The 21179-nt window shown below is 66.2% G+C and carries 20 protein-coding genes; 10 read left to right on the forward strand and 10 right to left on the reverse strand.

Features of this window, described 5'->3' with window-relative positions:
- Nucleotides 1-78 precede the first annotated feature (78 nt).
- The 5 genes from dsbD to ACN5KJ_RS05630 are packed head-to-tail and all read left to right on the forward strand — an operon-like array spanning nt 79 to nt 4645.
- Nucleotides 79-1902: a protein-disulfide reductase DsbD gene (dsbD, locus tag ACN5KJ_RS05610; protein ID WP_418592520.1), complete on the forward strand. Its 1824-nt coding sequence runs from the start codon at nt 79-81 to the stop codon at nt 1900-1902.
- Nucleotides 1899-2717, forward strand: coding sequence for a prolipoprotein diacylglyceryl transferase family protein (locus ACN5KJ_RS05615; RefSeq protein ID WP_418592521.1), 819 nt, complete (start codon nt 1899-1901; stop codon nt 2715-2717). The genes dsbD and ACN5KJ_RS05615 overlap by 4 nt, the downstream gene beginning before the upstream one ends.
- On the forward strand, nt 2714-3406 hold the full coding sequence (locus tag ACN5KJ_RS05620) for a L,D-transpeptidase (RefSeq protein WP_418592523.1): 693 nt from the start codon (nt 2714-2716) through the stop codon (nt 3404-3406). The genes ACN5KJ_RS05615 and ACN5KJ_RS05620 overlap by 4 nt, the downstream gene beginning before the upstream one ends.
- A gap of 20 nt (nt 3407-3426) precedes the next feature.
- Nucleotides 3427-4053, forward strand: a complete 627-nt coding sequence (locus ACN5KJ_RS05625; RefSeq protein WP_347166284.1) for a DsbA family protein — start codon at nt 3427-3429, stop codon at nt 4051-4053.
- A gap of 46 nt (nt 4054-4099) precedes the next feature.
- On the forward strand, nt 4100-4645 hold the full coding sequence (locus ACN5KJ_RS05630) for a L,D-transpeptidase (protein WP_418592524.1): 546 nt from the start codon (nt 4100-4102) through the stop codon (nt 4643-4645).
- Between the two features lie 259 nt (nt 4646-4904).
- Here ACN5KJ_RS05630 and gyrB read toward each other — a convergent pair whose 3' ends face one another.
- The 7 genes from gyrB to mutM form a co-directional block, all read right to left on the reverse strand.
- Nucleotides 4905-7322: a DNA topoisomerase (ATP-hydrolyzing) subunit B gene (gene gyrB, locus ACN5KJ_RS05635; protein WP_418592525.1), complete on the reverse strand. Its 2418-nt coding sequence runs from the start codon at nt 7320-7322 to the stop codon at nt 4905-4907.
- A 107-nt stretch (nt 7323-7429) separates the two neighbouring features.
- Nucleotides 7430-8524, reverse strand: a complete 1095-nt coding sequence (gene recF / locus ACN5KJ_RS05640) for a DNA replication/repair protein RecF (RefSeq protein ID WP_418592527.1) — start codon at nt 8522-8524, stop codon at nt 7430-7432.
- A 64-nt stretch (nt 8525-8588) separates the two neighbouring features.
- Entirely contained in the window at nt 8589-9707 is a 1119-nt protein-coding gene (gene dnaN, locus ACN5KJ_RS05645; RefSeq protein WP_347166287.1) for a DNA polymerase III subunit beta, read from the reverse strand.
- A 146-nt stretch (nt 9708-9853) separates the two neighbouring features.
- Nucleotides 9854-11236, reverse strand: a complete 1383-nt coding sequence (gene dnaA, locus ACN5KJ_RS05650) for a chromosomal replication initiator protein DnaA (RefSeq protein WP_418592529.1) — start codon at nt 11234-11236, stop codon at nt 9854-9856.
- A gap of 482 nt (nt 11237-11718) precedes the next feature.
- Entirely contained in the window at nt 11719-11982 is a 264-nt protein-coding gene (gene rpsT, locus ACN5KJ_RS05655; protein WP_418592530.1) for a 30S ribosomal protein S20, read from the reverse strand.
- A gap of 175 nt (nt 11983-12157) precedes the next feature.
- On the reverse strand, nt 12158-12934 hold the full coding sequence (locus ACN5KJ_RS05660; protein WP_206562758.1) for an enoyl-CoA hydratase: 777 nt from the start codon (nt 12932-12934) through the stop codon (nt 12158-12160).
- Nucleotides 12935-12998: 64 nt separating this feature from the next.
- Nucleotides 12999-13850: a bifunctional DNA-formamidopyrimidine glycosylase/DNA-(apurinic or apyrimidinic site) lyase gene (mutM, locus tag ACN5KJ_RS05665; RefSeq protein WP_418592532.1), complete on the reverse strand. Its 852-nt coding sequence runs from the start codon at nt 13848-13850 to the stop codon at nt 12999-13001.
- Nucleotides 13851-13925: 75 nt separating this feature from the next.
- Between mutM and ubiE the strand changes: the two genes are divergently transcribed.
- Together ubiE and ubiB are read left to right on the forward strand one after the other, a co-directional pair.
- Complete coding sequence (gene ubiE / locus ACN5KJ_RS05670; RefSeq protein WP_347166290.1) at nt 13926-14678, forward strand: bifunctional demethylmenaquinone methyltransferase/2-methoxy-6-polyprenyl-1,4-benzoquinol methylase UbiE; 753 nt, start codon at nt 13926-13928, stop codon at nt 14676-14678.
- On the forward strand, nt 14679-16208 hold the full coding sequence (gene ubiB / locus ACN5KJ_RS05675; RefSeq protein ID WP_418592534.1) for a 2-polyprenylphenol 6-hydroxylase: 1530 nt from the start codon (nt 14679-14681) through the stop codon (nt 16206-16208).
- Nucleotides 16209-16279: 71 nt separating this feature from the next.
- Here ubiB and ACN5KJ_RS05680 read toward each other — a convergent pair whose 3' ends face one another.
- The 3 genes from ACN5KJ_RS05680 to ACN5KJ_RS05690 form a co-directional block, all read right to left on the reverse strand.
- Nucleotides 16280-16462 (reverse strand): hypothetical protein, encoded by a 183-nt coding sequence (locus ACN5KJ_RS05680; RefSeq protein ID WP_023848817.1) that lies wholly within the window; start codon nt 16460-16462, stop codon nt 16280-16282.
- Nucleotides 16463-16678: 216 nt separating this feature from the next.
- Nucleotides 16679-17398 carry a flagellar hook capping FlgD N-terminal domain-containing protein gene (locus ACN5KJ_RS05685; protein ID WP_418592536.1) on the reverse strand — a complete coding sequence of 240 codons (720 nt, stop codon included), beginning with the start codon at nt 17396-17398 and terminating at the stop codon, nt 16679-16681.
- A gap of 3 nt (nt 17399-17401) precedes the next feature.
- A complete protein-coding gene (locus ACN5KJ_RS05690; protein ID WP_418592538.1) occupies nt 17402-17869 on the reverse strand; it encodes a flagellar hook-length control protein FliK in 468 nt (155 codons plus the stop codon).
- Between the two features lie 1195 nt (nt 17870-19064).
- On the opposite strand from ACN5KJ_RS05690, the gene ACN5KJ_RS05695 reads away from it, so the two are divergent.
- From ACN5KJ_RS05695 to ACN5KJ_RS05705, 3 genes are all read left to right on the forward strand, one after another.
- Nucleotides 19065-19334 carry a rod-binding protein gene (locus ACN5KJ_RS05695; protein ID WP_418592540.1) on the forward strand — a complete coding sequence of 90 codons (270 nt, stop codon included), beginning with the start codon at nt 19065-19067 and terminating at the stop codon, nt 19332-19334.
- Nucleotides 19327-19671, forward strand: a complete 345-nt coding sequence (locus tag ACN5KJ_RS05700) for a flagellar protein FlgN (RefSeq protein WP_418592541.1) — start codon at nt 19327-19329, stop codon at nt 19669-19671. Before ACN5KJ_RS05695 ends, ACN5KJ_RS05700 begins: the two co-directional genes overlap by 8 nt.
- Before the next feature lie 205 nt (nt 19672-19876).
- Nucleotides 19877-21166 (forward strand): flagellin, encoded by a 1290-nt coding sequence (locus tag ACN5KJ_RS05705; RefSeq protein ID WP_418592543.1) that lies wholly within the window; start codon nt 19877-19879, stop codon nt 21164-21166.
- Nucleotides 21167-21179 lie beyond the last annotated feature (13 nt).

Consider the following 21179-nt stretch of genomic DNA (forward strand, 5'->3'; position numbering starts at 1 on the left):
GAAAGCTCCTTCCGTCCGCAGGCTCAATCGGCGGCGAACATTAAGGCAGTGTTAAGGTTGGCAACCGACTCGGCCCGCATGACAGCCACCATACTCACATCCCTTCACCCGATCCGTCCCCTGCTTGCCCTGCTGCAGGCACTTGCGCTGATGGCCGGATTGGCCGGAGCCGCCGCTGCTCAGGGCAGCCCCTTCGGATCGGACCAGCCCCTTGACCCGAGAGAGGCCTTTACCCTGTCCGTCGAGACCCTGCCGGACGGCGGTCGGGTGCTGCGCTGGGAGATCGCAGAAGGCTATTACCTATACCGGGATTACCTTTCGGTCGAGACGTCCCAAGGCGCGGCGGTCGCCTTCGACAGCGCGCCCGCCATCCAGAAGCAGGACCCCACCTTCGGGGCCGTCGGCGTCTACTACGACCGGACGGCGGTGCGGCTTCCGCCGGTGGCGGGCGCGCTGAGTGTCACCTACCAGGGCTGTCAGGAAGACGGGATCTGCTATCCGCCCGTCACCGACACCCTGCCCGCCGTCCCGGTCGCGACGGCACCGGTCGAAACGGCGCCCGCAAGCGCGGCCCCGGTCACATCCGCCCCGGCCTCCGGCCTGACGCTCGCCGAGGACGAGGGGCTGGTCGCCGACCTGATGAACCGGGGCGGAACGGCGCTGGTGCTGCTGGGCTTCTTCAGTTTCGGATTGCTGCTGGCCTTCACCCCCTGCGTCCTGCCGATGATCCCGGTTCTGGGCGGCTTGCTGGCCGGTCAGGGCAAGGCCCTGACGATGCGGCGGGGGCTGGCCCTCAGCACCACCTACGTGCTTGCCATGTCCTCCGCCTTCGGCCTGCTGGGGATCGCCGCCGCATGGTCGGGCCGAAACCTGCAGATCGTGCTGCAATCGCCCTGGGCGGTCGGCGGCGTCGCCATCGTCTTCGCGGCGCTGGCGCTGGCAATGTTCGGCCTCTTCGAGCTGCGCCTCCCGCGGGCCTGGAACGACAGGGTCGCGGCGGCGGGCGCCGGGCGGCGCGGCACCTTCGGCGGCGCGGCGGCGCTTGGGTTCACCTCGGCGCTGATCATGGGGCCCTGTGTCACCGCGCCGCTGGCCGGTGCGCTGCTGTACATCGCGCAGACCGGCGACACCGCACTGGGCGCCGCCGCCCTCTTTTCGCTTGGCCTTGGCCAGGGCGTGCCGCTGCTGCTGCTCGGGGCCTTCGGATCGAAGGCGCTGCCGCGAGCAGGCCACTGGATGCAGGCGGTGAACCGGGTCTTCGGCTTCGTCTTCCTCGGCATGGCGGCCTGGCTTGCGGCGCGGGTCATCCCGCCTGCCGCGGGGCTGGCGGTATGGGCGGGCGTGCTGGTTCTGGCGGGCGTCTTTCTCGGCGGTCTGGACCGGATGGAAACCGGCGCCACACCCGCTGCGCGTCTGCGCAAGGCGACCGGCGCGATGGCGCTGCTTGCCGCGGCTCTCCTTGGGCTTGGCGCGGCCAGTGGCGGCAGCGATCCGTTGCGCCCGCTCGCCGGGCTGCGGGCATCCGCCGACGCGCCGACCTCGGCCCGGGCCATCAGCTTCACCACCGTGCGCTCGGTGCCCGAGCTGGAGGCCGCCCTCGCCGAGGCGCAGCAGCCTTCGATGATCTATTTCACCGCCGAGTGGTGCGTCAGCTGCCGCGCCATCGAGCGCCGCGTCTGGCCGGACGCCGGGGTTCAGGCGGCCCTGGCCGACATGCGGGTCATCGCCGCCGACCTCAGCGAATTCGACGCCGACAGACAGGCGCTGCTGGAGCATCTGCGCTCTGTCGGGCCGCCAACGATGATCTTTCTTGATGCCATGGGTCGCGAGGCGCCCGGCACGCGGCTTGTCGGTGAGCCGGGGCCCGAGGATGTGATCACTGCGGCGCGGGCGGTCCAATGAACGCGGTTTCCCTTGGACCTCTGGTCTTTTCGCACGAGCGCCTGCACGTGGTGATCGCCATCGCGGCCTTTCTGGGGGCGGTCGAGCTGGCGGCCTGGTTCCGGGCGACACGCTCGCCCGACGTCCACCGGTGGTCCCTGATCGTCGTGGCCTGCTGGATCGTGGCCGCGCGGGCGGGTTTCGTGCTTGCCAACCTCGACAGCTTTGCCGCCGAGCCGCTCAGTGCCCTGGCGATCTGGCAGGGCGGTTTCGCGGCCTCCGGCGGCGCGGTCGGCCTGGCCCTTGCCGCCCTGGCCATGATGCTGCGGCGCCCCGGGGTGCTGCGCCCGTTGGCCTTCGCGGTGCTCGCCGGCGGTCTTGCATATACCGCCGCGGGCCAGGTCTTTCCGGTCGAGGCGCGCGGGCAGTTGCCGCAGATCGCCCTTCCGACGCTCGACGGCGCGCCGGTGCCGCTTGCCGATACCGGCGGACGCCCGGTGGTCGTGAACCTCTGGGCCACCTGGTGCCCGCCGTGCCGTCGCGAGATGCCGATGATGATGGATCTGGCCAGCAACCGCGACGACGTGGTGGTGCGCTTCGCCAATCAGGGCGAGCCGCGCGCAACCGTCCTGCGCTACCTCGACAGCCAGGACCTGGGCGGCGAGCGGGTGCTTCTGGATCCCGACCAGCGCCTGATGGAGACCTTCGGCCTTCTCGGGCTGCCCAGCACCCTGTTCTTCGACGCCGACGGTCGCCTCGTCGCCGTGCACACCGGAGAGATTTCCCGCGCCGCACTGGCCAATCGCATGAACGACCTGTCCCCGGAGGCCCCATGACATCCAGTCTGACCACCCTGACCGCCGTCGCCGGCCTTGTGCTTCTGGCGGCCTGCGCCTCCACCACGTCCACGCCCGAGCCCGGTCCCCCGCCGCCAGACCCGATCTACGGCCCGGTCGAGGATGCCGGGCGGATCATTCCCGCCGTCCCCGAGGCGGCGCTGAGCCCGCGCAACCGGCGCCAGGAAGTGGCCTACCGGACCGACGAGGCACCGGGCACCATTGTCGTCGATCCCCATGCACGGTTTCTGTACCTCGTGCTCGAGGATCAGCGGGCCCTGCGCTACGGTGTCGCCGTCGGCGAACAGGGCCGGGCCTTCTCGGGCGAGGCGGTGATCCCGTTCAAGCGCGAGTGGCCCCGCTGGACCCCGACGCAGAACATGCTGCGCCGCGACCCCGAGCTTTACGGACCCGTGCGCAACGGCATGGAGGGCGGTCTCGACAACCCGCTCGGGGCGCGGGCGCTGTACCTCTTCAAGGGCGGGCGCGACACGCTCTACCGCATTCACGGCACAACCAACCCCTTCTCGATCGGCAAGGCCGTCTCTTCCGGCTGCATCCGCCTGTTCAACCAGGACATTCTGGACCTGCACGACCGTGTGCAGGCGGGCGCCCGGGTGGTGGTGCTGACCGAAGAGGAAAGCGGCAAGGGCGCCACGCCGCCGGGCCGCAATCCCGAAACCAATTGAAACGCCACAAGGAGACCCCCATGCCCAAATCCACGCGAAGGACTTTTGTAACCGGCGGCCTGATCGTCGCAGCGACCGGGGCCGGCCTGATGTCGATGCTGCGGTCGCCCGCCTCAGCCAAGGCGCTGACCGTCGAGGACGTGCTTTTCGATCCGGTGAACCCGGTGCTCGGCAACCCAGAGGGCGACGTCACCATCGTCGAATTCTTCGACTACCAGTGTCCCTACTGCAAGACCAACCATCCTCCGCTGACCGAGGTCGTGAAGGCCGACGGCAATATCCGCCTGGTGATGAAAGACTGGCCGATCTTCGGCGCGCCTTCGGTCCGCGCAAGTCAGCTGGTGCTGGGGGCCGCTTCGCTGGGCCGCTACGAGGACGCGAACACCGCGCTGATGGAAACCGAGGGACGGCTGGACAACCGGTCGATCGACCGGGCGCTTGGACGGGCCGGTTTCGATGTCGCGGCGCTGGACAAGGCCTATCGCGGCGACCGCGAAAAATGGGACGCGCTGCTGAGCCGCAACAGCGAGCAGGCCAGCCTGATCGGCCTGCGCGGAACGCCCGCCTTCATCGTCGGAGAGGCGCTTTATGCCGGTGCGATGGGCGCCAGCGAACTGCGGGACGCCGTGGCCACGGCCCGTGGCTGACCGCGTCCCCCCCAAGACAGCCCGGAAAAACGGAAGGAGAAAGCAGATGACAAACCCCCTGACGCGCCGCGCCGCGATCCTGTCCGGCCTCGCCGGTCTTGCGGCCCCCACGGTGATCCAGGCCTCAGAGCCGGTGCGCCGCAACCTGTCCAGCTTTGTGGTGCAACGCTGGCAGGACCATTTCGATGACCTGGGTGTTGCCACCATCGTGGCCGATACCGCATCGCGGGCGCTGCACTACTGGAACGCCGACGGAACGGACTACCGGGTCTATCCCACCTCGGTGCCGATCTCGGAAGATCTGACCAAGCGCGGCTATACCCGGATCGTGCGCAAGAAGGTCGGCCCCGACTGGACGCCGACGCCCAGCCAGGTGGAACGCTTCGGCTGGAAATACATGCCGCCGGGGCCCGACAACCCGCTTGGCACCCATGCGCTGTACCTGTCCTGGCCCGCCTACCTTCTCCACGGCACCCACGACACCCGCAAGATCGGTCGCCGGTCCTCTGACGGCTGCATCGGGCTTTACAAAGACAAGATCGCCGAGCTTTTCGAGATCACCCCCGTCGGAACACAGGTTCGGATCATCTGACAGGGCGCGGACACGGGGTCTGGCCGGTGATCTGCCGGCCAGACCCGAAGCGAAGCCCCAAGGACATCGCGGGATGACTTTCTGACGCCCGGCGCCGCCCGGGCGGCCCCATCACTGGCGGATTGTCGCGCTCTGCACGCCGCTGCCCACGGGCGGACCAGCCGGGGAACCCGCGGTCACCACATGACAGCGACGGAGGACGCGGGCAAAGCCGGATATCGGCACGCGCATCAAGCCGTCGCGCGCGCCGACAAGCCCCTCAGAAGTCGAGGTTTTCCACCGTCAGCGCGTTCTGCTGGATGAACTCGCGGCGCGGTTCGACCACATCGCCCATCAGCTTGGTGAACAGGTCGTCCGCCTCGGCCATATCGTCGATCGTCACCTGCAAAAGCGTCCGCGCGTCCGGGTCCAGCGTCGTTTCCCAAAGCTGTCCGGGGTTCATCTCTCCCAGACCCTTGTAGCGTTGCAGCGTCAGACCCTTTTCGCCCTCGTCGAGGATTGCCTTCAGCAGGCCCAGCGGGCCGTAGACGATCTGGCGGCGGTCCTTGCGTTCCAGCATGGCGGCGCGGTCGTAGATGGTCTGCAGGCTTTGCGTGAAGGAGCCCGTCTTGCGCGCCTCGCCAGAGCGCAGCATCGGGCCATCCAGCGTGCGCACCTCTTCGACGCCGCGCAGAACCCGCGCCAGCCGGATACCCTTGTCCTGGGTGATGCGCCCGGCCCAGCCCTTTTCGTATTCCAGCGCGATCAGGTCCAGCCGCGCCGCGACCTTGTCGGCCACGCCCTGCAGGTCCGAATCCACCGCGCCGGGCACAAAGGCCCCGGCAATCGCCGACTGTTCAAGGATGTGGCGCGGGTAATGCGTCGGGAAGGCATCCAGCACCCGCTTGAGCTGCCGCGCCTCCTCGATCACCCGGACAAGATCCTGCCCGGCGATGACCTCTCCGTTGTCCAGCGTCAGCTGCGCGCCTTCGACGCCCTGCTGGATCAGGTAGTCTTCCAGCGCGGTCTGATCCTTGACGTAGACCTCGGACTTGCCGCGCGCGACCTTGTACAGCGGCGGCTGGGCGATATAGAGATAGCCGCCTTCGATCAGTTCCGGCATCTGACGGTAGAAGAAGGTCAGCAGCAGCGTCCGGATGTGCGCCCCGTCGACGTCGGCGTCCGTCATGATGACGATCTTGTGGTAGCGCAGCTTCTCGATGTTGAACTCGTCGCGCCCGATCCCGGTGCCCAGAGCCATCACAAGGTTGCCGATCTCCTGGCTGCCGAGCATCCGGTCAAAGCGCGCCCGCTCGACGTTCAGGATCTTGCCGCGCAGCGGCAGGATCGCCTGCGTGCGCCGGTCGCGGCCGGTCTGGGCAGAGCCGCCGGCGCTGTCACCCTCGACGAGGAAGACCTCTGTCTGGCTCGGATCCTTCGAGGAACAATCCTTCAGCTTGCCCGCGAGGAAGTTCACATCCATCGGGTTCTTGCGCCGCGTCAGCTCGCGCGCCTTGCGCGCCGCCTCGCGGGCCATGGCGGCCTCGATGATCTTGCCGACGATCTGCTTGGCCTCGTTGGGGTTCTCTTCGAACCACTCGCCCAGCTTCTCGTTCATCAGGCTTTCGACCGCCGGACGGACCTCGGACGAGACCAGCTTGTCCTTGGTCTGGCTGGAGAATTTCGGGTCCGGCACCTTGACCGACAGAACCGCCGTCAGCCCCTCGCGCGCGTCGTCGCCGGTAAAGGTCACCTTCTCGCGCTTGGCGATGCCGCTTTCGGTCGCGTATTTCTGCAACTGCCGCGTCAGCGCGCCGCGGAAGCCCGCCAAATGCGTGCCGCCGTCGCGCTGCGGGATGTTGTTGGTGAAGGGCAGCACGTTCTCGTGGTAGCTGTCGTTCCACCACATGGCGATCTCGACGCCGATGCCGTCGCGCTCGCCTTCCATGTAGACCGGGGCCGGCATGACCGGCTGCTTCGAGCGGTCCAGGTATTTGACGAACTCGCGCACGCCGCCCTCGTAGTGCAGCTCGATATGCAGCGGCTCTGCGGGGCGGTCGTCTTCGAGGATGATGCGCACGCCGGAGTTCAGGAAGGCCAGCTCGCGCAGGCGCTTTTCCAGCGTGTGGAAATCGTAGTCGAGATTGCTGAAGGTATCGGTCGAGGCAAGGAAGCGCACCTCGGTGCCCTTCTCGCCATTGGCATCGCCGACGACGCGCAGATGCTCTGTCGTCTCGCCATGCTCGAACTTGGCGTAATGTTCCTTGCCGTTGCGCCAGATGCGCAGTTCCAGCCAGACCGACAGGGCGTTCACCACGGAAACGCCGACCCCGTGCAGACCGCCCGAAACCTTGTAGCTGTTCTGGTCGAACTTCCCGCCCGCATGCAGCTGGGTCATGATGACCTCGGCCGCGGAAACGCCCTCTTCGGCATGGATATCGGTGGGAATCCCGCGGCCGTTGTCGCGTACCGACACGCTGGAATCCGCGTGAATCTTGACGTGGACGTAGTCGGCATGCCTGGCCAGCGCCTCGTCGATGCCGTTGTCCACGACCTCGTAGACCATGTGATGCAGGCCGGACCCGTCGTCGGTGTCACCGATGTACATGCCGGGGCGTTTGCGCACCGCCTCCAAGCCCTTGAGAACCTTGATTGAATCAGCGCCGTATTCCTGGGGCGCCGGTGCGGGTTCGGACATTGCCTGATCCTTTGTTCTTGTGCCGCAACTTATAGCGTCCGCGCCGGGGGTTGTCACGCAAAGGACACAAGATTTGGTGAGTATCCGCCGGGCCTTACCCCTCCGGATTACAGCGGGACGACAGCCGAGACACCCGCCTCGTCACGCACCTCGATCCGCTGCGCCCGCGCCCCCAGTTCCGCGAAAAGCTCCGGCCCGGTTCCGGTCATCCAGGCCTGCGCGCCAAGGGCAGAGATCTCGTCGTAAAGCGCCGCCCGGCGGCCCGCGTCCAGATGCGCCGCGACCTCGTCCAGCAGCACCAGCGGCGGCGCGCCCTCGTCCTCGGCCAGCGCCCGGGCATTGGCAAGGATCAGCGAGATCAGCAACGCCTTCTGCTCGCCGGTCGAACAGTCAGAGGCCGGCACCCCCTTGGCGGCGAAGACCCCCAGCATGTCCGCGCGGTGCGGCCCGACAAGGCTGCGCCCCGCCTGCAGGTCGCGACCCCGGCTCTCGGCCAGCGCACCGACCAGCGCGGCCTCGTCGGCGGGCATCTCGCCCTCGCCCTGCGTCAGGGTCAGCTCGGCCACGGGAAAGGCCGTCTGCGCGCCCTCCTGCGCCCGCGCCAGCCGCGCCAGCGTCCGCAGGCGGTTGGCGTGCAACACCGCGCCGCTGCGCCCCATCTGCGCCTCCAGCGCAAGATACCAATGCCCGTCGCGAACCTGATCCTTCAGCAGCCGGTTGCGCTCTCGCATGGATTTCTCGTAATCCAGCGCCGCCTGCGCGTGATCGGGAAAGAAGGACAGGGCCAGCCGGTCAAGGAAGCGACGCCGCCCCTCGGCGCCCTCGATCCAGAGCCGGTCCATGGCCGGCACCAGCCAGACCGCCCGCGCGATCTTCCCCAGGGCCACCTGGCTGGCAGGCTTGTCGTCGATGCGCACCACCCGGGCGGCGCCGCCCTCGGACAGGAAATCCACCTCATGCGCGCCATCCGGCCCGTCCAACACGCCCGAGACCTTCCAGCCCAGGGCCTCGGGCCGCCGCGCCATGTCAGAGGCCGCAGCCCGCCGCAGCCCGCGACCGGGGGAAAACAGCGACACCGCCTCGATCAGGTTGGTCTTGCCCGCCCCGTTCGGCCCGAACAGGGCGACGGGCCGCGCGTCCACCTCCAGCGACACCTGCTTGTGCGACCGGAAATGCGACAGGCTCAGGCGCGACAGGTGCATCGGATCACCGCGCTTGCGCTTCTTCTTGGTACAAATACTCTCCGCCGGAGGCTTCTGCCGCCGATCACACGCGCATCGGCATGACGACGTAGACCGCGCTGGTGTCGGTCCCCTCGCGCATCAGCGTCGGGTCGCCGGAGGAATTGAACAGGAACACCGCATTCTCGCGATCCACCTGGCTTGCGATTTCCAGCAGGTACTTGGCGTTGAACCCGATTTCCAGCCGCTCGTCGCCATAGGCCACGGCCAGCTCTTCCTCGGCGGCGCCCTGGTCCGGCGCGTTCACCGACAGGATCAGCCGGTCTTCGTCCAGCTGCAGCTTCACCGCGCGCGAGCGTTCCGAGGACACCGTCGCCACGCGGTCCACCGCCTTGGCAAATTCGCTGGCGTCGACCTCCAGCTTGCGGGTGTTGCCCTGCGGGATGACGCGCGTGTAATCGGGGAAGGTGCCGTCGATGACCTTCGAGGTCAGCGTGATGTCCGGCGTGGCAAAGCGCACCTTGGTCTCGGAGACCGACACCGCGATTTCCATGTCGTCCTCGTCCAGCAGCTTGCGCAGCTCGCCCACGGTCTTGCGCGGCACGATGACGCCCGGCATCTCTGCCGCGCCCTCGGGCAGCGGCGCGTCGATGCGCGCCAGCCGGTGGCCGTCCGTTGCCACGCAGCGCAGCATCCGGCCATCCTCGCTGTCGGCCACATGCATGTAGACGCCATTCAGGTAATAGCGCGTTTCCTCGGTGGAAATCGCGAATTTCGACTTGTCGAAGAGACGGCGCAGCACCTGCGCCTTGGCCTTGAAATTGGTGCCGTATTCCGAGGTCGCCATGACCGGGAAGTCTTCTTTCGGCAGCGTCGCAAGGTTGAAGTTCGACCGCCCGGCCGAGACCGTCAGCCGCCCGGACCCGCCCTCTTCGGACAGGGTCACCAGCGCGCCGTCGGGCAGCTTGCGGACGATCTCGTGCAGGGTCACCGCGGAAACCGTCGTGCCGCCCGCGCGTTCGACCTGCGCCACGGCCTTGTCGAGCACCTCGATGTCCAGATCGGTGGCCCGGAAGGTGACTGCCTCGCCCTCGGCCTCGATCAGCACGTTTGCAAGGATCGGTATCGTGTTGCGCCGCTCCACGACCGATTGCGCCTGCGCCACGGCGCGCAGAAGCGCCGAACGTTCCATGCTGATCTTCATCGTCCCCAGCCCTCTTCGCGTGTCCCGGAGGCGCACCCTAGCTTGGGCCAGCGCTTGCTCCAAGGCCGTTTTGTCTGTTTTCGGATTGTTTTAAAAGGGCGTCAAGGCATCGGGGGGCACGCAGCCCCCCTTGTGGTAAGCAGGGCTCAGGCCTCGAGCGCGCGGCGCAGCATCTCGACATCCTCGTCGATCTGCCCGTCCTTCATCCGCAGTTCCTCGATCCGCTTCACCCCATGCATGACCGTGGTGTGATCGCGCCCGCCGAAACGGCGGCCGATTTCCGGCAACGAGCGGCTGGTCAGCTGCTTGCAGAGATACATCGCCACCTGCCGCGGCCGGGCAAAGTTGCGCACCCGCTTGGGCCCGATCATGTCGCTGAGGCGGATGTGGTAATGCTCGGCCACGCGGCGCTGGATTTCCTCGATGGAAATCTTGCGTTCCGAGGCGCGCAGCACGTCGGCAAGGCTGTCCTGCACCAGATCCATGTCGATCGGCTTGCCCACGAGGCTGGCAAAGGCGAACAGACGGGTCAGGGCGCCTTCCAGCACGCGGACGTTGGTGCTGATCCGGTGGGCCAGGAATTCCAGCACGCCGTCCTGGATGGTCAGGTTCGCGTGCATGCCCTTGTAGACCTCGACCTTGGACTGAAGGATGCCGAGGCGCAGCTCGTAGTCCGTCGGGTGCAGGTCGACCACCAGCCCGGATTGCAGGCGGCTTCGGATGCGGGTTTCCAGATCCTTGATCTCATCCGGGGCACGGTCCGCCGAGATGATGATCTGCTTGTTCTGGTCCACCAGCGCGTTGAAGGTGTGGAAGAATTCCTCCTGCGTGGAATCCTTGCCGGCGATGAACTGCACGTCGTCGACCATCAGCACATCGACAGAGCGGAACAGCTCTTTGAAGTCCATCATCTTGCGCTCGCGCAGGGCCTGCACGAAGCGGTACATGAACTGTTCCGCCGAAAGGTAGAGCACGGTGAGGTGGGGATTGCGGGTCTTCAGCTCGTGCGCGATGGCGTGCATGAGGTGCGTCTTGCCGAGGCCGACGCCACCATAGAGGAATAGCGGGTTGAAGGTGACGGGACCACCTTCCGCCACGCGCTTGGCGGCGGCATGTGCCAGCTCGTTCGGCTTGCCGACCACGAAGGTGTCAAAGCTGAACCGCGCATCCAGCGGCGCGCCGGGCAGCGCGTCCTTTGCGGGTGCTTCCTTGACGACCGTATCGGCGACAACGGCCTGTTCCGCCACCGGGGCGGTTTCGGCGCGCGGCGCCTCGGGGTGCTCTGCGCGGCCCACGGTGAAGGCCAGCCTGCGCACCTCGGCACTGACGAGCGAAATCTGGGCCAGCAGCATGTCCCCGTAGTTCGACTCTACGTAGCTTCCGAAAAAATTGGTCGGCGCCAGAAGGGTGAACTCGCCCTCGGAATCCACACCGCCATACAGCAGCGGCTCGATCCAGGTCTTGTAATTGTTCTGCCCGATGGTCGCGCGGATCTGCTCTTGAAGTGCGATCCACTTGTCTCGTGTCATTCTACTCTTCCTCGTGTTCCCGTCCCCGCCGGGCCCCTTCCCGGCGTGGTGCTGAACCTCGGGCAAATCCTTTCCACGCGCTTCCCGGAAGGGAATCGCTCGGGGCACAGGCCCCGCGGAAGGTCGGCTGGCACGATTCCGTTCCCGGAATACGGCTTGCCGACCGCAAGATCTAATTTGGACGCAGCAAGGGTTTCCCCTTTGGCCCGATACACCGCGCAGTGCGGCATGCCGGGCGACACCGCTCTATCCCCTAGCGGTGGTGGCAGCTTTGTCCCCCAAGGTCGTCCCGGCGTCTTGACGACTCCGTGACTCGCTTGGTGAAACTAGCAAGTCTCTCAGCAGAGCGGCAACTGAAACTCTTGCTTGACTCGGGAATAGTGAGGAAACGAATCTAAGGGTATGGCAAGGAATCCCCACAATGCGAAAAGGCACCGCATATAGCGATGCCTTTCACGAAAACCACTAGATATAGTGAGAGTTCAGCCTAGTGCCTTCACACGCGAAGACAGACGCGACAGCTTGCGCGACGCGGTATTCTTGTGGAAAACGCCCTTGGTAACGCCCCGCATCAGCTCGGGCTGAGCGGCTTTCAGAGCGGCCTGAGCGGCCTCTTTGTCACCCGAGGCAATGGCTTCTTCGACCTGGCGCAGGAAGGTGCGGATGCGCGAGCGGCGGGCTTTGTTGACAGCAAAGCGCGAGTCGTTCTGACGGGCGCGTTTCTTCGACTGGGGGGTATTTGCCATGATGATCGATCCTGAGTCTTAAGCTTCTGTTAAAGGCGCAACGCCTGACACAAACCCGAACGTCATCCGGGACCGATTCTTGCCAGAGCGGGCATCACGCGCATGTATGACGGGCGCCTATACAGGCCCCGCTGGATTCGGGCAAGGCGATTATGCCCGAATCCGGTTCAGGGCCTCAGCGGTCCCGGAACTGCGCCGTGCGCTTTTCCATGAAAGCGGCCATGCCCTCGTTCTGATCCTCGGTTGCAAAGAGCGCGTGGAACAGGCGGCGCTCGTACAGCAGGCCTTCGGAGAGGGTCGTCTCATAGGCGCGGTTGACCGCTTCTTTGCAGGCGATGGCCGAGAGAATCGACTTTTCGGCGATCTTGTCGGCGGCGGCGCGCGCCTCTTCCATCAGCTGCTTGGCCGGCACGACGCGGCTGACCAGCCCGGCGCGCTCTGCCTCTTCGGCATCCATGAAGCGACCGGTCAGGTTCATGTCCATTGCCTTGGACTTGCCGATGTAACGGGTGAGTCGCTGTGTCCCGCCCAGCCCCGGCATCACGCCAAGGTTGATCTCGGGCTGTCCGAACTTGGCCGTGTCGGCGGCGATGATGAAGTCGCACATCATTGCCAGTTCGCAGCCGCCGCCCAGTGCATAGCCCGCGACCGCGGCGATGACCGGCTTGCGGGTCGAGGTGATCGCCGCGCCTTCCTTGCCGAAGAAGTCCGACAGGAACATGTCGACATAGGATTTTTCCGACATCTCCTTGATGTCCGCCCCGGCGGCAAAAGCCTTGGCCGAGCCGGTGATGATGATGCAGCGCACCTTCTCGTTGCCGTCCGCCTCTGCCAGCGCCTCGGAGAGCTCGCCCAGCAACTCGGAGTTGAGGGCGTTCAGCGCGTCGGGCCGGTTCAGCTTGATGGTGGCGACGTGGTCTTCTACTTCGACGATGATCGTCTCATAAGCCATGAGTTCTGGGCTCCGTCCGGTTCCGTCAGTCGCCCAGCCTTACCATCTTGGGCAGGTCGGTCAATTATCTTTGGCAGGCCGGGCAATAGAACGAAGACCGCCCCGACTGCACCAGACGGCGGATCTCCTGAGAGCATCCCGGCGTCCGGCAGGGCGCACCCTCGCGCCCGTAAACGTCGAAGCTGTGCTGGAAATATCCAAGCTCTCCATCGGCTTGCCGAAAATCCCGCAGACTGGAGCCGCCCGCCGCGATGGCATCGGTCAGCACCGCGCGGATCACCGGCACCAGTGCGGCCACGCGCCGCGCCGAAACCCGGCCCGCCTTGCGCGCGGGATGGATGCCGCAACGGAAGAGCGCCTCGCAGACGTAGATATTGCCCAGCCCCGCGACGATCTTCTGATCCAGAAGCGCCGATTTCATCGGCATGTTGCGCCCCTTCAGGGCCTCGACAAGGTGGGATTCGCTGAACTGGTTGCCCAGCGGCTCCGGCCCCAGAGAGGCCAGAAGCGGGTGGCCCTCTGCGCTGTCCGTGGGCAGCAGGTCCATCGCGCCGAAGCGGCGCGGGTCGTTGAAGGTCACCCGCGCGCCGTTGTCCATGTCGAACACCACGTGGTCGTGTTTCTCGGGCGCCGGGTGATCGTGCACGAAAAGGCCCAGCGGATCGCCCGACACCAGCATCCGCCCCGACATGCCAAGGTGGATCAGCAGCGATTCCCCCGTGGACAGGTCCGCGAGGATGTATTTCGACCGGCGCCGCAGCCGGTCGACCCGCGCGCCGGTCAGCCGCGCGGCCATGTCCGGCGGGAAGGGCCAGCGCAGATCGGGCCGGTTCACGGCGGCCCGCGCGATCACCGCGCCCTCCATCACGGGGGCCAGACCGCGACGGACTGTCTCGACTTCGGGCAATTCGGGCATGGGACGGGTCCTGCTCATTGTAACGGCGCCGGGGCGACCTATAAGAAAGGCACGCAGAAAGAAACGGCAAGGCCCATGAGCGAAGAGACCGGAAAGACGACACATTTCGGATATGCCGAAGTTCCCGAATCGGAAAAGGCCGGACGGGTGCAGGGCGTTTTCAGCTCTGTCGCGACGAAATACGATGTCATGAACGACGCTATGTCCATGGGCATCCACCGGGTCTGGAAGGACGCGATGATGGATTGGCTGGCGCCCCGGCCCGGCCAGCGGCTGCTGGATGTGGCAGGCGGAACCGGCGACATCTCGTTCCGGTTCCTGAAGCGCGCGGGCCGCGGTCACGCCACGGTTCTGGACCTGACCGAACCGATGCTGGTCGAAGGCCGCAAGCGCGCCGAGGCCGAGGCGCTTGGGGACTCGCTGGACTGGGTGGTGGGCGATGCCATGGCCCTGCCCTTCGCCGACAACAGCTTTGACGTCTACACGGTGTCCTTCGGCATCCGCAATGTCACCCGCCCCGAGGTCGCCCTGGCCGAGGCATATCGCGTGCTGAAACCCGGCGGGCGCCTGATGGTGCTGGAATTCAGCCATATTCCCAACGACATGATGCAGAAGGCCTATGACCTCTATTCCTTCAACATCATCCCGCGCATGGGCCAGATGATCGCCGGCGACCGCGACTCGTACCAGTATCTGGTGGAATCGATCCGCCGCTTCCCGGATCAAGAGACCTTTCTGGGCATGGTGCGCGGCGCCGGGTTCGAGAACGCCAAGTACCGGAACCTGACCATGGGCGTGGCCTGCCTGCATTCCGGCTGGAAACTCTAGGTGCGCGGCCCCCACAATATCCTGCGTCTGATCCGCACCGGCGCCACGCTGGAGCGCACCGGCGCCATGGGTGTCGTGCTGGACGCCATGGAAGCACCGGCGCCGCTGCGGGTGGCCGCGCGCGTGCTGGGCTGGCCCTTCAAGTGGCTTGGCGAAAAGGGCGATCCGGCCCTGCCGCCCGCCGTCCGCGCCATTCAGGCGCTTGGCCCGGCCTACATCAAGTTCGGACAGATCCTGTCGACGCGCCCCGACGTGGTCGGCGACGACCTCGCCCGGCAATTGCGGGTGTTGCAGGACAAGCTGCCGCCCTTTTCCATCGACGAGGCCAAGCGGCAGGTCGCCGAGGAAATCGGCCAGCCCGTGTCCGAGGTGTTTTCCGAGTTCAGCCCCCCCGTGGCCGCCGCCTCGATCGCGCAGGTCCACCGCGCCCGACTGGCGGAGACCGGCGACGACGTGGCCGTGAAGGTCCTGCGCCCCGGCATCGAACGGGCCTTTCGGCGCGATATCGATGCCTTCTACTTCGCCGCCAACGTGATCGAGGCGCTTTCGCCGGCCTCGCGCCGCCTGCGTCCCCGCGACGTGATCGAGCATTTCGAGGGCGTAGTTCTGGGCGAGCTGGACCTGCGGCTGGAGGCGGCCTCTGCCAGCCAGTTCGCCGCGAACACCGCCGATGACGCGGGCTTTGACCTGCCGGTGGTGCGCTGGCCCTACTCTGGCCGCCGGGTCATGACGATGAGCTGGGTCGAGGGTGTGCCGCTGGGTGACAATGCGGCACTGGATGCCGCCGGGCACGACCGCGCGGCCCTGTCGGAACGGGTGCTGCAACTGTTCCTGAACCACGCGCTGCGCGACGGTTTCTTTCACGCCGACATGCATCAGGGCAACCTGAAGGTGGCCCCGAACGGCGATATCGTCGCCTTCGATTTCGGGATCATGGGGCATATCGACGAATACACGCGCCGGGTCTACGCCGAGATCCTCTTCGGCTTCATCCGGCGCGACTACCAGCGCGTGGCAGAGGTCCATTTCGAGGCGGGTTATGTCCCCGCCGACCGCGACGTGGATGAATTCGCCCGCGCCCTGCGTGCCGTCGGAGAGCCGATCTTCGGCATGGATGCGACGCGGATCTCCATGGCGAAACTGCTGTCCTACCTGTTCGAGGTGACCGAACGCTTCGGGATGGAAACCCGGACCGAACTGATCCTGCTTCAGCGGACGATGGTCGTGGTCGAGGGTGTGGCGCGGTCGCTCGACCCGCGGATGAACATCTGGAACGTCGCGAAACCGGTGGTCGAGGCCTACATCAAGCAGTCGATCGGGCCGCGGGCCGCGGCCTCGGACCTGTGGAAGACGGCGCTGGTGATGGCCCGCTTCGGGCCAAGGCTTCCCGGCCTCGTGGAAGCGGCGCTGATCCGGCAGGCCCAGCCGGAACCGGAACGCGCGCCCTCGCCTTGGCTGGCGCGGCTGTTGTGGGCTGGCGCCGGGCTTTGTGCCGGCCTTGGCCTTGGCGCGCTGTGGATGCTGGCCTGAGCGGCGCCGCGGTCACAAATGAAAACGGCGGCCAGTGGCCGCCGTTTTCGAAGTCGCAATAGGCAAACGAATCAGTTGGTGCCGTCGGATGCCGCGATGGCAACGATGACAGCAATACCACCAAGGACCGCGAGCGCCGGAACGGCACTGACCTGGGTGGAAACGAAGGGGTCGTTCGCTTCCTGAGCGGCCACCGGGGCGGCTGCTGCAGCTGCGATCGCTGCGGCTGCAGCCACGATCGAGAGCTTTTTCATGGTTTTCTCCAAACTGTACAGTCCAGGGCGCCACGCGCCCCACGCACAAGACTGTATACTCAAAGCGAAATCCGTTCAAACGTGATCTTCTGCAACTGCAAGATCCACTTCGGCCAAGGATGCAGGCGCGTCAAATTCGCAACAATTGCCCAACGAACCGGCATATGGCGCCTGCGGGCCTCCCTGCAGGCTGCCGGTCGGCCCGCAGGCCCGTCCTTACGATGGGCTGTCCCGCAAGCCCATGACCGCGTCGCGCGAAATTTCCGTTCCATCGCTCAGGGTCAGCACGACCGACCCCGCGTCCGTACCACGGGCCTCGACAATGGGCCGGTAGGTTGCCGCTGCCCCGGTGCCGATCTCCATCTGGTCGCGGAAACTCGTGACGTGAAAACTGTACTGCCCAGTGGGCAACAGGCTGCCCGAGCCATCCGCGCCCCCCCAAACGAGGTCTTTTTGCGTGACGTCGACAGAGAAGCTTTGCACCTCTTCGCCCTCGGCGTTGCGCACGATAAGCTTGGCGCTGTCGGCCTCTGGTGGATAGTCTGCCCGGATCGACACCGGCGCGCCGGTGAAGGCAACCGGTTCCTCGGACAGGGCTTCCATCCCGATCCAGCCGCTGACCGATTGCAAGGCATTTCCAGCGCCCGCCCCGCCGCCGAATTGAGCCGTGAGCTCCCGAAGCAGGTCATTGGTCAGAACCTGTTGCTCGACAGAGGAAAAGGTCGCCAGCTGCGTGGCGTAATCGGTTGAATCCACGGGATTCAGCGGATCCTGGTTCTGCATCTGGACCGTCAGCATCCTCAGGAAGGTCTCGAAATCGGAACTGATCTTCTTGGTATCGGAACCCGCCGCCTCATCATCCATGGCCACGGGCTTTGCCCCGGTCGCGCTTGTGGTGCTTGGGAACAGAGGCAGCGTGGTTGTCGCGTCGGTCATGGCTCAGATCCTGATGTCCAGCCCCGCGCTGGGGGCCTGCTGTTGCATAATCCGGGCGACATCGTCTGCATCATCCGGATGCGGGTCCCCGTCAGGCCCAAGGCGGGGCCCGGGCGTATCGCCGTGGCTGTCAGAGGCATCGCCACCAAAGCTGAAACGGGCGCCTTCATAGCCGGCCTCGGCAAAGTCACGGGCGAGCTGATCGAGATGACGGCGCATCAGGTCCAGCGTTTCCGGGCGATCTGCCGCCACCTGCACAAGCAAGCCGTTTTCGCCGGAATGGATCTGGAACCGGACCCGCCCAAGCTCTTCCGGGTTCAGCTGGACTTCGATTCGCCCGTCCGCCGCCCGTGGCAGGGCATCGGCGACCTGACGGAGAATGGCCCCAAACTCGGAACGCAACGGCCCGCCCGGCATCGAAACCGTCTGATGCGGGCCGCCGACGGTCCCGCGTGCCTCTGCCGGCCCCATGACGCCGGCATCCTCGGTCCGGCGCGGCTCGTCGAGGTCGGCCAGAAAGGGCGCCGCGTCAAAGGGCGTGCCACGACGCGACGCGTTGCTTTCGTTGACGGTGACAGGGGATGCCCCCCTCCCGACCGTACCAGAGAGTGGCCTCGCCCTCCGCGCCGGGCCGGTCAGAGATGGCTCCGCCCCCTCTGCGCCTCTTGCCCGCGATTTCCCCGGGTCCGCCTCACTGCCGTCAGGTCCATGGCCAGGTGGAGGCATTGCCGCGACAAGATCCATGGTCGGCATCCTTGGCGGCGGTGCAGATGCAAACTGCGGCGACCCGGTTGGCACAGCTCCATCGGGGCGGGGCCAGACCTTCGGGGCAGGCGCTTTGGCATAGGCCTCCGGGCCGTCGCCATCGGGGATCGCCGCGGGGGGCCTGCCCCCGCCCCCCGCCCTGGCCAGCGCACCAGGATCCGTCCGCGTCTGGAAAGCCGGTAGACGGCCTGCGCCCTGCCGTTCCCCGTGCCCGGCGGAAGACACCCCACGCAGCGGCATCGGCGCGCTTTCCATCCCCGGCAATTGCGCGCCTTCCGGTCCGGCGCGCGGCAAGCCGACACCGCCAGCGGCCAATCCCGTCGGTCCCGGTCTGGCATCCCGCGCCGCATGCTCTGCCCTTGGGCCGGGACCGGTCTTGCCCAAGACGCCGAACGGAGCGGCCGCCCCGGGATCATGGGATCCGGTGTTCCGGCGAGCCCTGGGAAAGACCGTGATATCCTGCGGCGGCACCCTGCCGGCCCCCGAAACCGGGCGTTCCCCGACCGCCATGACCGGATCGGGGCCCCCCTCAGCCACGGCGGCCACAGGATCGCCTGCATCGCGGTCGCCGTCAGGATCGCTATCCGGCACAGGCTTTTCGACCCTATCCACCTGCTCCGCGCGTGTTCCGGGCTCTGGCGTTTCGGCGAGACTGCCCCCGTCCCGGTTTGCATCTCCCAGAACCGAGAAAACCTTGAAAAACGCCTCAGCCGGCGCGGGAACAGGCGCGCCCTTCGCCGTCATGTGCGCCGTTCCAAGGCCGAACAAAGCCGTCAACTGTGTGAACATCTGTGCCTCTGGAGTTCTTCCGACTTCGGCGAAGCTAAAGCGAACATCCTAACCAAATCTTTACGCGGACACTGGCAGGGTCGGGCCATCTGAGTCGAATTGGAGCAATCCGATGCAAATACCGAATGCCGCGATGGCGCCCGCGACCGACACGGACCGGGCCCTTCGGGAGGCCGCGATGGCGCTGGAGACCAACTTCCTTGCAGAGATGCTGAAGTCCGCCGGCGTCGGGAAGACGCCCGAAACCTTCGGAGGCGGCGCCGGCGAGGATCAGTTCGCCTCTTTTCTGCGCACCGAGCAGGCCCGCCGGATGAGCCGCCAGGGCGGCATCGGCCTGGCCGAAGCAATCTTCGAATCCCTCAAGGAGAGACACCATGACTGACAGCGCGATGGACCGGCTGGCAGCTCTGCTTGACGCCGAACGCACGGCCCTGCTGGAAGGCGATTTCGACAGGATCGCCGACCTGTTGGAAGAAAAAGCCACCCTGGTCGCCGATCTGGACGCCGGGCCCCTGAACGCCGAGACGGTTGCGCCCCTGCGTGACGGGCTGCGCCGGAACCAGGTGCTGTTCGACCACGCGCTGGCCGGGCTGAGAAACGTGGCCGCGCGGCTCGGAGACCTGAACCGCATCCGGAAATCCATGGACACCTACGATGCGCAGGGGCGCCGAAACACGATCGACGCCCCGTCCATACGCACTTTGGAGCGGCGGGCATGACGATTTTCCTCAAATGCCTGAAATCGTGGAAGGAGCGTTTAGCACTTCGTTAGGAACTGGGGGCGACATTGGCCGCGCACCTCTAGGGGGGTGGCGCAGGCTGACAAAGGGTCGGGCTGCACAGGTCAGAAAGACGACAGAGATGCCGCGCAAGCGGCAAGTGCAACCGGCGCAAAGCGCCAAGAGAACAGCAAGGACACTCTCTATGTCTAGCATCCTGACGAACAACGGCGCCATGGTGGCGCTGCAGACCCTGAAATCCATCAACAACTCGCTGGCCGACACGCAGGCCGAAATCTCGACCGGCAAGCGCGTTTCCTCCGCCAAGGACAACTCTGCCGTCTGGGCGATCTCGAAAGTCATGGAGGCCGATGTCAAAGGCTTCAAGGGTATCACCGACAGCCTCAACCTGGGTCAGTCGACCGTCTCCGTGGCCCGCCAGGCCGCCGAGACCGTCACCGAACTGCTCACCGACATCAAGGGCAAGATCGTCGCCTCGCAAGAGGAAAACGTCGACCGGGGCAAGATCCAGGCAGACATCGACGCCCTGCGTGACCAGATCTCGGCAGTCGTGGGCGCAGCCCAGTTCAACGGTCTGAACCTGCTGCAGAACACCGAATCCGATGTGGGCTCGGGCGAAATCAACGTTCTGGCCTCGCTCGACCGTTCGGGCACCGGCGTCGCCGCTTCGGAGATCGCGGTCGGCAAGCAGGACCTGGGCACCGGTGCAGCAACAACCGCAACGGTGAACCTTGACGTCTCGATCAACACCACCGGCGTGGCGGCGGGCGCGACGGCGACATTTGCGACCTTCGATGGCGTCGGCGCAGGCAATGACCTTGTGGCCGGTGCCAACTTCAAGGTGACCGGCAGCGGCAACTTTGCCCTGGATTCCTCGGGTGATGCGCTCGACTTCTCGGAAGACGTCGAATACGTGGCGCGCGATGGCGATACCCTGGCAGATGTGACCTCGGCAATGGTCGAGCGGCTGAATTTCCAGGCCGCCAAGGACGGCCTGGACATCACCTTCTCGGTGAATGACACCAACGCCGGTCAGATCGACTTCACCAACAACTACGATGAAGCGATCTCTGACGACAACAGCGTGGTGGAACAGTCCGACATTTCCGACATGGCAACGCTGGAGGCCGAGGCCGACGGCACCATCGGCGGCGGTCTCGAACTGCTGTCCGAGTTCGACGTGACCACCGACGAAGGCACCGAAGCCGCCCTGGCCGGCATCGAAGGCCTGATCCAGACCTCGATCGACTCGGCCTCTGCCTTCGGTTCGGCCCAGGGCCGCATCGAGACCCAGACCGAGTTCGTCTCTGGCCTGACCGACGCGCTCAGATCCGGCATCGGTACGCTGATCGATGCCGACATGGAAGAAGCCTCGGCCCGCCTGCAGGCCCTGCAGGTCCAGCAACAGCTGGGCGTTCAGGCGCTGTCGATCGCCAACCAGGCGCCGCAGCAGCTGCTGTCGCTGTTCCGCTGATCGATGGACGGCG

Source organism: Ponticoccus sp. (in: a-proteobacteria) (assembly GCF_048381735.1).